This is a genomic window from Gluconobacter sp. ESL1110, from assembly GCF_058107395.1.
Genome location: NZ_JBYLUK010000011.1, coordinates 162,431 through 175,264 on the forward strand (window position 1 = coordinate 162,431; position 12,834 = coordinate 175,264).

A 12,834-nucleotide genomic window follows, 5' to 3' on the forward strand; every position below is an offset into this window, starting at 1 on the left:
TCAGGATTTGAGCTGTCGATAGAGCTTGAAAACTCCCGTCTTCAGATACTCCGGCACCACCATCCACATGGACACCGGATGGATATCCAGCGTCTGCAAATTGTCCGGCCCCGAATGCACCACATTATCAACAGACATCATTGCCACCTGATCCCGCGTCAGCAGATGGCCCGGCAGCTTCTCCAGCACAGAGGCTTCAAGACGGGCAAGCGCCGTCGGGATCGGTAACAGAAACCTGTGACGACCAGACGCCTCCAGAACAAAGGCCATCATCTCCCGCATACTGAGAATGTCTGGGCCGCCAGCCTCGACGATACGTCCCGCATATTCAGGCTGCAGCAGGCGCAGCAAAGCTTCCGCAACGTCTTCGACAAAAACCGGCTGATAACGTGTGTGCTGAGCAAAAACCGGCAGAACAGGCGAGACTGCGGCGATCAGAGCAAACAGATTGAAGAAACTGTCCTCAGGGCCAAACACAACCGAAGGACGCAACAATCCAGCATCCGGAAACACACGCCTGACAACCTGCTCAGCCGCCCCTTTACTCCGGCCGTAAGCCCCCGGCGATGTGAGCGAAGCCCCGATTGCAGACATGTGAACATAACTCTTCACCCCTGCACGCTGCGCCCGGACTGCCGCCAGATGAGCGCCCTCCACATTGATCCTGTGAAGAACCTGCACATCCGGCGTCATGACCGAGACCAGATTAACCGCCGCATCCGCTCCATCAAACAGCCGGTCCAGTTGCTCCGCATCATTGACAGAGACTTTAAGGAACTCGACACGCCCCGTTCCTCTTGCCGCTCCAAGCCCCTGAATCGCCTCAGGATTTTGACTACCAACACGAACGACATGTCCTGTCGCCACCAGTTTCCTGACAAAACTGCGGCCAATAAAGCCACCGCCGCCAAGGACCGCCACCTTGTGTGGCGACGTCCCGGAAAAAAGTTTCTCCATTTTCTTCTTTTCTTTCATACAGACAGTTGACGCGTCCCTACAGTCGGGCTAAACGCCTCTTCACCAACCCGGGATGCCTCAGGAAACTGAAAAACCCGGTGCTTTCTGAGCCCAGATGGCGGAATTGGTAGACGCGCAGGTTTCAGGTACCTGTGTCCGAAAGGACGTGGAAGTTCGAGTCTTCTTCTGGGCACCACAGACGGTCAGGCTTTATAAGTCTCCCCTCTGAGCTTCTAAAAAAATTGGTGACAATAACATGAGCCAGCAGAACGCCATCCATCTTCATGACGGCGACCTGCCGGACGATTTTGATATTGGCCCTGTTGTCGCCATCGATACCGAGACTATGGGTCTCAATCCCCACAGAGATCGTCTCTGCCTCGTGCAGCTTTCCGCCGGTGACGGTGAAGCGCACCTTGTGCAGATCAAACCCGTTTCCATGGGTGGGCGCGGCTATGACTGCCCTAATCTCAAGGCTCTTCTGTCAGATGACTCCCTCATCAAGCTGATGCACTTCGCACGCTTTGATGTGGCCGTTCTCCAGCACGCTCTGGATATCACCATTTCTTCCGTCATCTGCACCAAGATTGCCGCGCGTCTGGTCTATACCTTCACGGACCGCCATGGCCTCGCCTATCTGTGCCGCGATCTGCTGGGTGTCGAGATGAGCAAGCACCAGCAGAGTTCTGACTGGGGCGCAGACGTCCTCACGGACGACCAGATGCGCTATGCTGCATCTGACGTGCTCCATCTGCACGCTTTGTGGGAGAAACTGGAAGCCATGCTGATCCGTGAAAATCGCCGTGAACTGGCACAGTCCTGCTTTGATTTTCTATCAGCCCGCGCCCGTCTGGACCTTCTGGGATACGAAGATCCCGATATTTTCGCGCACCGCGCCTAATCACAATCCGGCTCCGAAATCATGACCTGCCACGCTGTCTCGCCGCTTCCCTCAGCCCTGCACACTCTTGCAGCGGAACGTCAGGGCCTTGAGGCGCTGGAAGCGGCCTTTCAGTCCTCGCTCGGATCTGCCTTCACACAGGCTGTGGACCGTATTCTGAACTGCGCTGGTCGTCTGATTGTCACGGGTATTGGCAAATCCGGGCATATAGGGCGCAAGATCCAAGCCACTCTGGCCTCCACCGGCACCCCCTCCCTTTTTGTGCATCCTGCCGAAGCCTCTCATGGTGATCTGGGCATGGTGGCGCCGGGCGACCTGATTCTGGCCCTGTCCAATTCTGGAGAAACTGCCGAGCTTGCCGCAATTCTGGCATACGCTGCCCATAAAAAGCTGGGCGTGATTGCGATAACCTCCGTTGAAACATCTGCGCTCGCCCGTGCGTCAGAAATTGCGCTCGTGCTTCCAAAAGCCAGAGAAGCCTGCCCCATGGGGTTGGCCCCAACGACCAGCACACTTCTCCAGCTTGCTCTGGGCGACGCTCTGGCCATTGCGCTCCTTGAAAAACGCGGCTTTACCGCCAATGATTTTCAGACCTTCCATCCCGGTGGTCGCCTGGGCGCCAGGCTACGGCCAGTGCGGGAACTGATGCACACCGGCGCCTCTTTGCCTCTCGGGAAGACCAGCCTCTCACTTCGGTCGGTTATTCTGGAGATGACACGCAAGGCTTTCGGGTGCATGGGTGTTACAGACGACGCAGGTGTCCTCTGCGGCCTCATCACGGATGCGGATCTTCGCCGTGCTCTACACCGTGATCTCGATGCGACAACGGCTGAAGAAGTGATGAACCGGTCACCGATCACGACCACCCCCGCGACTCTGGCACAGGACGTCCTGCTTCTTATGAATGCACGCTCCAAACCCGTCACAAGTCTTTTTGTCGTTGGTGATGATGGGCAACCGCAGGGCATCATTCACCTGCATGACCTTTTACGGGCGGGCCTGTCATGAGCACGCCCCAGGACGACAAACGTCCCCGGCGTGATGATTTCGCCGAGAACCGCAGCGAGAGCCTTGCCAAACTCGATGCCCTTCGCCGCGCGGCTTTTGACCGGGTGCGTACCGCCCCCAATGCTGAGCAGCTCGCCCGCAGACGGTCCCTGCTGGGGTTTGCCAAATGGGCCCTTCCCGGCCTGGCACTGGTTCTGCTCAGTTCGATCGCGGCATGGCCTGAGATTTCCCATCTCGTGAATCAGAACCGTGCGGCCCTGAAAGAAATGGCCCGTCTGCGGGTCGAAAGCGGCAACATGGAAAATGCCGTCTATCGTGGTCTGGACGCGCATAACCATCTCTACATGATCACGGCCCGCACAACCCACCAGCAGGGGCCGGACCGCGTGGATCTGGTCGATCCCGTGGCGGATATCGAACTTTCAGGCAATTCCTGGGCTCATATCAAGGCCGATCGCGGCGTTTACATGCAGCACGAGCAGACCCTGAACCTTGATGATCACGTCGTCCTGTATCGCGATGACGGCACACTCATGAACGGTCCATCCGCGGATATGGACCTGAAACAGGACGTGATTGCATCGCGGGACTGGGTCCATGCCGAAGGACCATTTGGCACGCAGGATGCTCAGGGCTATTTCCTGGACCAGCATGCGGGTATCATGCAGTTTACAGGACCGGGTCTGACGGTCCGCAATGATGATAACGGTCCCCCTTCCCCGGCGGCCCGCCTCCGCCAGGAAGGAGCCAAGACAGAGAAATGATGAGCCGCATCAGCCAACTGCTTTCCATTGCAGGACTTCTTCTCGCGACCGCAGCCACTCCCGCCGCCTATGCGGACGGGCTGGACATGTCGCATGGCGAGGCCGTCAAACTGTTCTGGAAAAACGAAGAAATCTACGATCGCAACGCCCAGACCGTCACCCTGACAGGAGGCGCCCGCGCTGTCCGTGGTGATGTGACGGTCGATGCCGACACCCTCATCGGATATCTCCGCAAAAAGACAGCGCCCGACGGCCAGCCAACACCGCCGCCGCCAGCAAATGGCCAGAGCGGCGAAGCAGACCCGATGGGCGGCTCGCTTGAACTGTACCGCATCGAGGCACGCGGGAACGTCCATATCTATAACCAGACGGATCAGGGCTGGGGCGATCATGCCCTGTACGACATGGATCAGGCCGTCATGGTCATGACGGGCAAACACCTGAAGCTTACGACGCCACAGGATGTTCTGACTGCACGGGACGTCATGGAATATCATTCCAAGACCCGCATGTCCGTCGGCCGCGGGGATGCAACCGTCACGACCAATGATGGCAAGCAGGTCAAGGCAGACGTTCTGGTCTCCTTCAGTGCCCCGGATTCGCCAGCCCCCGCTGGCCAGCCACAGCCCGCCAATACAGGCAGTAATCCCCTTGGTGGCGGATCGTCCAAGCTGGATCGCGCCTATGGCTGGGGCCATGTCGTCCTGCGCACACAGACACAGACCGCGACCGGCGACCGTGGCGTCTATGTTTTCGCGACGCAGATTGCCCGCCTGATCGGCCATGTTCACGTGACACAGGGCCAGAACCAGAACAACGGCTCGCAGGCCATCGTGAACATGAAAACCGGGATTGCCACGATGCTGCCAGGATCGGACTCTCCTATTCAGGGACTTGTCGTTCCCAACGAAGCCAACAGCAGCCAGGCCCCAAAGTGACCGAGACATCTTCCACAGCTTCCGTGCTTCAAACGGGCCTTGTCGCCAGCGGTATTGGCAAGACCTATAAGAAGCGCGCCGTCGTCAAGAATGTCTCGCTTCAGGTTCAGCGTGGCGAAGCCGTGGGTCTGCTCGGGCCGAACGGCGCAGGCAAAACCACCAGCTTCTACATGATCGTGGGACTGGTGCAGCCTGACACGGGGTCCATCACGCTGGATGGTGCAGACATCACGCAGCTTCCGATGTATCGCCGCGCCCGACTTGGCGTCGGCTACCTGCCGCAGGAAGCCAGCATTTTCCGCGGGCTGAACGTCGAACAGAACATCATGGCCGCGCTGGAAGTGATCGAGACCGATCCCGAGAAGCGCGAAACCATGCTGAACGGCCTTCTGGCCGAGTTCGGCATCACCCATCTGCGTCGCTCTCCGTCGCTGGCCCTGTCTGGTGGCGAGCGTCGTCGTCTGGAAATTGCCCGCGCTCTGGCCAGTCAGCCCAACTACATCCTGCTCGATGAGCCTCTGGCCGGTATTGACCCAATCGCCGTGGGTGAAATTCGCGATCTTGTGTCCCACCTCAAGGATCGTGGCATCGGCGTGCTGATTACGGACCATAACGTCCGCGAAACGCTTGAAGTCATTGACCGCGCCTACATCATGCATGGCGGTCAGGTTCTGATGGAAGGCACACCGGAAGCCATCGTCGCCAACGAAGATGTGCGCCGGGTCTATCTTGGAGAGAACTTCTCGCTCTAATCTGACGGGATGCTCAGTCCCGGTCTGATACAGCGCCAGTCGCAGTCGCTCGTCATGACGCCACAGTTGCGTCAGGCGATTGCCATGCTGCAACTCGGCCATCAGGAACTGACGCAATCCCTCCAGCAAATTGCAGAACTCAACCCCCTGCTCGTTCTTGAGCCAACCGACACGGTCGCGCTGCCGGAACCCGGTGAAACGCCCGATTACCATGACGACGATCCGGATCGTTTCACGTCAGGGGCGGAACAACCTGAAGCAGCAACCCCCGGCCCTTCCCTCCATGACGATCTAAGCAGCCAGATCCACCTGACCTTTCCTGAACACCAGGATCGTGCCGCCGCACTCTATCTTCTGGCCAGCCTCGACGACGCAGGACGCCTTCCTGAACCCGTTTCCGACATCGCCTGTGCTCTCAGCATGGAAACAACCGATCTGGAATCCATTCGACACATTCTGATGCGACTGGCCCCTGCCGGCCTGTTCTGCCGCTCTCTGGAAGAATGTCTGGCCGTACAGCTTGAACAGCGTGGTCGGCTCGACCCCGCCATGAAAATCCTGCTGGTCAATCTGGACCTTCTGGCGAGGCGTGACTGGCGGCTTTTGCGTCAGAAATGCCAGCTTGAGCAGGATGATCTGCTCGATATGCTGGCAGAAATTCAGACCCTCAATCCCCGTCCAGGTTTCGACCCGCGTCATCCCGTTACCCCGATCCAGCCCGACCTAACCGTCCGCAGGAACGGAGACGGTTTTCGCCTGACATTCAACCAGCGCGCCCTGCCTCGTTGCCATGTGGACACAGATATTCAACGGCACATCGACAGCAACTCAGAGGCAGGACGGCAACTCCAGACCTATGCCAGTGAAGCAAGCGCCGTCATCCGGGCGCTGGAGATGCGTCGCCAGACCATTCTGAAAGTCGGAGCAGAAATCATCCGCCAGCAGGCCGCTTTCTTTGAAGACGGAATCTCTGCCCTCCGCCCCCTCACCATGCGTGAGCTCGCGACAACAACAGACGTGCACGAAAGCACGATCAGCCGTGTTGTAAACGGCAAATACATGGATACGCCACGCGGCATCGTGCCACTTCGTATGTTCTTCTCAACAGCCCTTCAGGCCAGTGACGGCTCTGTTCAAAGCGCCAGCGCCATTCAGCACCGTCTGCGCGCGCTCGTTGCCGCAGAAGGAGACGACATTTTATCAGACGATGCCCTGACAGCCCTGCTTCAAAAAGAGGGCTTTGCCATTCAGCGCCGGACCGTTGCGAAATACCGGGAAGGTCTGGGCATCGCGAAATCAAGCCAGAGACGGCGCCTGAAGAAAACGTCCTGACGACTTCTCGCTCTATCATGCTCCAGCTTATTTGCTGATTGCACGATCAGCCCATGCCGTTAGGGTCTGTTCCATGCTGCATCTCGCCATAAAAGCCCTGATTTCTGGAATACTGATCGTGATCGCGTCCACGCTAGCCCGACGTTATCCAGGCTTTGGCGCACTTATCGCCTCTCTGCCGCTCGTTTCGGTGCTAGGCATGATCTGGCTGTGGAACGACAAACCAGACCCCGCAAACATGGCCGCCCATGCCGAGGCGACATTCTGGTACGTCATCCCCTCACTACCGATGTTCCTGCTGATCCCGGTCCTGCTACGCCATGGGTGTGATTTCTGGATCTCCCTCGCCCTCGGCTGCTGCCTGACGATTGCCTTGTATGGCGCAATGACGTGGATCGGACCACGCTTCGGACTGCATCTCTGACGCTGTCAGACAGGTGGAATGAGCCCATCTGTCCAGCATTTTAACAAGGCGCTGTGACAGAACGCTTCGATCAGAAAGTACTTTTCCCGGTCTGCCACTTTTAAGTACCGCCCTTAGTGAAGCCCCGGAGCTTCCTGCCCAGTCCGCGCGACATACTCCGAATATCCACCGCCATACTGGTGAATACCCTCAGGCGTCAGTTCCAACACACGATTGGACAGGGCTGCCAAGAAGTGTCGATCATGGGAAACGAACAGCATCGTGCCATCATAATCCGCAAGAGCCGTAATCAGCATTTCCTTGGTGGCCATGTCCAGATGGTTGGTCGGTTCGTCGAGCACGAGGAAATTCGGCGGATCGAACAGCATCAGCGCCATCACCAGACGCGCCTTTTCGCCACCAGATAGAACCCGACAGCTCTTTTCCACTTCATCGCCCGAAAAACCAAAGCCACCCGCCAGCGAGCGCAACGCTCCCTGATTAGCCTGTGGGAAGGCATATTCCAGCGTCTCGAAGATGGTCTTGTCACCATCCAGAAGATCCATGGCATGCTGGGCGAAGTAACCAACCTTGACGTTGCTTCCGATCGTGACCGTTCCAGCATCCGGCTCAGTCGTCCCCGTCACCAGCTTCAACAACGTGGACTTGCCCGCACCGTTCACCCCCATGATGCAGCAGCGTTCCCGACGGCGGATCATCAGATCCAGTCCATCATAGATCGTGCGGCTTCCGTAGCGCTTGTCCACACCCTGAATGTTGACCACCACATCTCCAGACCGTGGTGCAGGCGCGAATTCAAAGCTCATGGCCTGACGACGCTTCGGCGGCTCGACACGGTCGATCTTGTCCAGCTTCTTCACACGGCTCTGAACCTGTGCGGCATGAGACGCACGGGCCTTGAAGCGTTCGATGAAGTTGATTTCCTTCGCTAGCATGGCCTGCTGACGTTCGAACTGCGCCTGCTGGTGCTTCTCGTTCAGGGCGCGCTGTTCTTCATAGAACTCATAGTCGCCGGAATAGGTTGTGAGGTTTCCGCCATCAATCTCGATCACCTTGTTGATGATGCGGTTCATGAAGGCACGGTCATGAGACGTCATGAGCAGAGCGCCGTCATAACCGGACAGGAACTGCTCCAGCCAGATCAGACTTTCCAGATCAAGATGGTTGCTCGGCTCATCAAGCAGCATCACATCAGGCTTCATCAGAAGAATGCGGGCCAGAGCCACACGCATTTTCCAACCACCAGACAGGCGCCCAACATCGCCATCCATCATTTCCTGGCTGAAGCCAAGACCATGCAGAACCTCACGGGCCTTCCCGTCCAGCGCGTATCCGCCAAGATCCTCAAACCGGCTCTGCACTTCACCGAAGCGCTCGATGATGCTGTCCAGCTCATCCATGCGCTCCGGGTCCGCCATGGCCGCTTCCAGTTCGGCCAGCTCTGACGCAACTTCCGAAACGGCCCCCGCACCATTCATGACTTCAGCCACGGCACTATGGCCGGACATCTCACCCACATCCTGACTGAAAAACCCGATGGTCACACCACGATCCGTCAGGACATTGCCCTCATCAGGCTCTTCCTGCTTCGTGATAAGACGAAACAGCGTGGACTTGCCCGCACCGTTCGGCCCCACCAACCCCACCTTTTCGCCTTTCAGCAGAGCGGCCGAAGCCTCAATGAAGATGACGCGCTGGCCGTTATGCTTGCTGATGTTATCGAGACGAATCATGGGTCCTCGGAGGCACTGGGAGCTGGGAATAAATGGCTGTCGGGACTTACCCTTATCCCCGCATGGGCGGAACCCCAGAAAATCTTACTCAGGTACACCTTCGTTCATGGCGTCATAGGCCTGAGACGTCAGATCATGTGCGGAATTGTCCCGAATGACGGGAATAACCTTTTTCAGCCAGTCGGCATCCCGAATGACAAAATGCTGGAGCGAACGGTTGCTCCCAATGTTCCACGGGGCCCAGACATCCGACACCCCAAGCATCTGGACATCGTTCGCATCTGTATCAAAAAAATATGTCACTTCCTCCCAGGCTTTACCCATCGCCCGGAAATAAGTCGCGCCAACAATTGTGGACGGAAAATGATCCTTGTTCTGACTGATGGCTCTTTTCCCAATCAGCAAAGGCAGCGGAGCTTTGTCCAGATCCCATTCCGAATAGGCAAAAGCGACCCTGTTGATGAACCAGCACTCCTCCTGCCCATCCTGCGGCTTTTGCAAGACACCCCGTGCATAACGCCGCACATAGGCACAGTTCGAATTGGGCTGAAGAGGCGTCAAACTTTCCCCTGACCGTACCAGCACATAGCCGGTCGGCTCATGGCCATCCATACGCGCGAGAAAAGCCCCGCGCCTCACCGTTCCGTCCGCAGCAGGCCTCTCCAGAACCGTTGAAAGCGTCGTCCAGTCCCCCGGCGGTAACGGGATGGAGTACGCTCCAAAGTTCAGATCATGCCGAAAAACACGCCGCCTGTGGTTCTGTTCAGCCGCCGCGGCCTCAAGACCATTCAGAGAAATATCATTGTAACCAATGGCATAATAAGGAACTTCCGAGGCGTAAAACTCATCACTCCTCAACTCCACGGACATCCGTTTGGGAGGCTTCGGAGGAACAGGATAAGGGAAAACTTCCAGATCTTTCCGCAGAGCCTGCTCATCCTGCTTTACATCAGAACCCGTCTCTACCTCAGGCCGACCGGGTACATTCAACCCGTTGTCAAGAATGGAAGGCGTGTTGGCCGCTTGAGATCTTCCGAAAAGCCCTGACCTCTGAAGGGTTGGCGTTATCAGCACACCGCCCAAAGCGCCGAGAGAAGCCATCAGCAGCAGACTCAGAACTTTTTCCCGACGTGTCATCAGCCACTCTTTCACGTTACTTTTTGAAACAAAGAGTGCCGCGATAGAATGAAAGTGTAAAGACCAGGAAAAGGCCACAAGTCTGCCTCCTCCAATCAATGTGATATTTTACCCCTTAAAGAACATTGAAAATGATATAAATATCGATATATGATGTTATTTATGTGATATGCGGGACAATGAAGCTCCTCTGACCCACCTCAGAAAACATCAATCCTCTTTTATCTTTAGCGCTCAATTTACTTCCATGAGGCAATCCGTGGCCAAGCCTGATCCTATCGTCCAGCTTCCGGACGGCTTTTACCTGAACCGCACACCATTGCTGGCCTTTGGGCTGCTCTGTTGTCTGTTCTCTCTTTGGGGCTGTGCAATGAGCCTCAATGACGTGCTGATCGGGCAGTTCCGTAAAGCCTTCATGCTGTCGGATTTCCAGTCCGCCCTCGTGCAGTTCTCATTCTACATTAGCTATTTCGTGCTCGGCATTCCAGCAGGCATGATCATCAAGCGTTTCAGCTACAAATGGTCCATCCAGTTGGGGTTGTTCCTATACCTGATCGGCTGCTGCCTGTTCTTCCCCGCTGCTCACTTCGCGACATACCAGATCTTTTTCATCGCTCTTTTTGTCGTCGCAGCGGGACTGGTTTTCATTGAGACTGCCGCCGATACCTATTGCACCCTGCTCGGCCCTCCGGGACGCGGCACACACCGCCTGAACTTTGCCAGCGCATTTCAACCGATTGGCGCTATTCTCGGGTCCAGCATGGGCGCCTATCTGATTTTCAAGGATGGCGATCTGTCTCGTGAGCAGCTTTCCGCCATGCCAGCCGCTCAGGCCTGGCAGCATCAGCTTGGCATGATCCACGCCACTCTTGAGCCGTACATCTATATCCTCGGGGTACTGCTGGTCGTCATGATCGCCATCGGCGTGACACGTTATCCAGCCTGCAAAGGACGCGACCAGCAACGTAGCCACGAACTGGATACGACCGGTGCCCTCAAACGGCTGTTCGCTAACAAGCGCTTCGTCCTCGGTATCCTGACACAGTTTCTGTATGTCGGCGCTCAGGTTGGAGTGTGGAGCTTCATCATCCGCCTCTCCATGCGTCTGGGGCATATCAATGAACGACAGGCCTCCGTGTACCTGATCGCCTCATTCTGTGCGTTCTTTATTGGCAAGCTGGTCGCCAACTTCTTCATGCGGCACGCCAGGCCGGCGCGGGTTCTGTTTGTGTACAGCCTGCTCTGCATCGTTGCGCTGGGCTATGCCGTCATGGTGCATGACTTCACGGCTGTGTACGCCGCCATCCTCGTCAGTGGACTGCTAGGCCCGTGCTGGCCAACCATCTATGGCCTGACCGTCGATGAACTCGGCCATGACCGCGCATATGGCGGCTCAATTCTGGTCATGAGCATCAGTGGCGGCGGCATTCTCCCGCTTCTGCAAGGCTACATCTCGGACGCGACCGGCGGTAACATGCAGCTTGCCTATATTGTGCCGATGGGATGCTTCGTCGTGATTGCAATGTTCGCGGCGTACTGCATGAAAAGCGGCGACGAAACGGCAGAACACGTCGTGTTCGACGCCACACTCTGATCTACAAAAAAGAGCGAGCATCTGCTCGCCCTTCATAACCTAAGAGCCTGAAAAATTCAGTCCTTAATCAATGCGCCGTCATGACAGTCCTTGGGCGCATTGACCGGATTGCACCGAGCAACCGCCTGATTGGCAAACTGCACCTTGTAATCATGCCACTGCGCAGGCTCGATAGCCGGATAATCGGTGCTGATGATCTGGGCACCGCTCTTGAAAGAGACCTCACGGCGGCTCAGATCATTCTGGCGTGCCTCAATCGTGTTGGCATCTGCTCGTGTCCGTACGAGATAACCCTGTCGCACCAGTTCCGGGATTTTCCGGGCAGCCTCAGCGTTATCAAAAGACGCGCCTTTCTGGCCAGCAAACCCTTCATTGACCTCCGTATAAGCCGCATCCGGATCACCCGGTCGGCCATTCGTGAACAAGACGCGCCCTTTCAGACCCGAGTGGTTCAACACATAACGGGCCGTATCCTGAGGACGATCCAGCACGAAGATGATCTTGCCGCGCGCAGACGCCAGTGTCGGCCAGCCTTTCGTTCGGATCGCCTCATTGACCGAAGAAGCCGTTCCCCGAACATCATCAGGAATCAGAAGATGATCACGACCGATAATATCCGTGATTTCCCTGTCCAGACGATCATAGGTTGCAGGCGTAAATGTCTCAGGAACCGTAAAAGTCAGCTTGTCACTTTTAAACGGAATGTCCTGTTTTGTTTCAATATCAATAAAGACCGGGAAATGCTCAGGATGATCGTCTGACCACTTCCGAATGATCTGAAGACATTTGCTGAAGGGCTCGCAGTTCGAGTGCTGATCAATGTCCACAATATGCATGACCTTGAAATCGGTACCTTGCATGGCGGCAGCAGACGCCGGATCAGTATCGGGAGTAATGCCGCTTTTACGTTCCCACTCTGGTCCCTTCGGATGACTGTACTGGCCGCCCTGAGTATCGGCATAAATATCGATTTCGAGTTGACGAACACCCCCATCAAGCTGTCGATCTAATGTTGTGTGCTTGTAATCCAGCGCTTCTGCGGCTTTCGGGGACACAGCCTGGAGCCATTTCAACGTAGCAGGCGAAATATCCGTCCGATAACTGTTGTGGGTTCCAATAATCTGAACCTGATTCAGGTGTAAATCATTCGGAATCCCCTCGGCAAAAGCAGTAGATGAAAGGCCAAGAAAAGAAAAAAACAGTCCGTACGCGAAGCGGTTCATGTGACGTCATCCATTTGTCAGAAGCGGCGCGATGACAGGGCACTCCAGGACATATGACAACCGTAATATTT

The 12,834-nt window shown here is 56.4% G+C and carries 12 protein-coding genes and 1 tRNA gene; 9 read left to right on the forward strand and 4 right to left on the reverse strand.

The genetic code is table 11. The features are described from left to right. The gene (locus tag AC3B6F_RS13925; RefSeq protein WP_489824821.1) at positions 1–957 is read right to left on the reverse strand and encodes a complex I NDUFA9 subunit family protein; all 957 of its coding nucleotides are present in this window, start codon (positions 955–957) and stop codon (positions 1–3) included. Positions 958–1,066: 109 nt separating this feature from the next. Here AC3B6F_RS13925 and AC3B6F_RS13930 point away from each other — a divergent pair. The 8 genes from AC3B6F_RS13930 to AC3B6F_RS13965 all read left to right on the forward strand — a co-directional run bounded on the left by AC3B6F_RS13930 (position 1,067) and on the right by AC3B6F_RS13965 (position 7,076). Then, positions 1,067–1,153: transfer RNA gene (locus AC3B6F_RS13930), tRNA-Leu, on the forward strand. Positions 1,154–1,213: 60 nt separating this feature from the next. Next, positions 1,214–1,858, forward strand: coding sequence for a ribonuclease D (locus AC3B6F_RS13935; protein WP_489824822.1), 645 nt, complete (start codon positions 1,214–1,216; stop codon positions 1,856–1,858). A 21-nt stretch (positions 1,859–1,879) separates the two neighbouring features. Beyond that, positions 1,880–2,866 carry a KpsF/GutQ family sugar-phosphate isomerase gene (locus AC3B6F_RS13940; RefSeq protein WP_489824823.1) on the forward strand — a complete coding sequence of 329 codons (987 nt, stop codon included), beginning with the start codon at positions 1,880–1,882 and terminating at the stop codon, positions 2,864–2,866. Continuing rightward, the gene (gene lptC / locus AC3B6F_RS13945) at positions 2,863–3,630 is read left to right on the forward strand and encodes an LPS export ABC transporter periplasmic protein LptC (protein ID WP_023945057.1); all 768 of its coding nucleotides are present in this window, start codon (positions 2,863–2,865) and stop codon (positions 3,628–3,630) included. Before AC3B6F_RS13940 ends, lptC begins: the two co-directional genes overlap by 4 nt. Beyond that, the gene (locus AC3B6F_RS13950) at positions 3,627–4,568 is read left to right on the forward strand and encodes an LptA/OstA family protein (RefSeq protein WP_034881143.1); all 942 of its coding nucleotides are present in this window, start codon (positions 3,627–3,629) and stop codon (positions 4,566–4,568) included. Before lptC ends, AC3B6F_RS13950 begins: the two co-directional genes overlap by 4 nt. Next, positions 4,565–5,320, forward strand: a complete 756-nt coding sequence (gene lptB, locus AC3B6F_RS13955) for an LPS export ABC transporter ATP-binding protein (protein WP_023945055.1) — start codon at positions 4,565–4,567, stop codon at positions 5,318–5,320. Before AC3B6F_RS13950 ends, lptB begins: the two co-directional genes overlap by 4 nt. 9 nt (positions 5,321–5,329) lie before the next feature. Continuing rightward, a complete protein-coding gene (rpoN, locus tag AC3B6F_RS13960) occupies positions 5,330–6,652 on the forward strand; it encodes an RNA polymerase factor sigma-54 (RefSeq protein ID WP_489824824.1) in 1,323 nt (440 codons plus the stop codon). 73 nt (positions 6,653–6,725) lie between these two features. Then, positions 6,726–7,076 carry a DUF3147 family protein gene (locus AC3B6F_RS13965; protein WP_211567480.1) on the forward strand — a complete coding sequence of 117 codons (351 nt, stop codon included), beginning with the start codon at positions 6,726–6,728 and terminating at the stop codon, positions 7,074–7,076. Positions 7,077–7,189: 113 nt separating this feature from the next. On the opposite strand, the gene AC3B6F_RS13970 is transcribed toward AC3B6F_RS13965, so the two are convergent. Then, the gene (locus AC3B6F_RS13970) at positions 7,190–8,809 is read right to left on the reverse strand and encodes an ABC-F family ATP-binding cassette domain-containing protein (protein ID WP_010501311.1); all 1,620 of its coding nucleotides are present in this window, start codon (positions 8,807–8,809) and stop codon (positions 7,190–7,192) included. Between the two features lie 84 nt (positions 8,810–8,893). Further along, positions 8,894–9,946, reverse strand: a complete 1,053-nt coding sequence (locus tag AC3B6F_RS13975) for a hypothetical protein (protein WP_489824825.1) — start codon at positions 9,944–9,946, stop codon at positions 8,894–8,896. Positions 9,947–10,205: 259 nt separating this feature from the next. Here AC3B6F_RS13975 and fucP point away from each other — a divergent pair, with 259 nt between their 5' ends. After that, entirely contained in the window at positions 10,206–11,540 is a 1,335-nt protein-coding gene (fucP, locus tag AC3B6F_RS13980; RefSeq protein WP_426065869.1) for an L-fucose:H+ symporter permease, read from the forward strand. Positions 11,541–11,596: 56 nt separating this feature from the next. On the opposite strand, the gene AC3B6F_RS13985 is transcribed toward fucP, so the two are convergent. Continuing rightward, positions 11,597–12,763: a phosphatidylinositol-specific phospholipase C1-like protein gene (locus AC3B6F_RS13985; protein ID WP_489824826.1), complete on the reverse strand. Its 1,167-nt coding sequence runs from the start codon at positions 12,761–12,763 to the stop codon at positions 11,597–11,599. Positions 12,764–12,834: the final 71 nt, after the last annotated feature.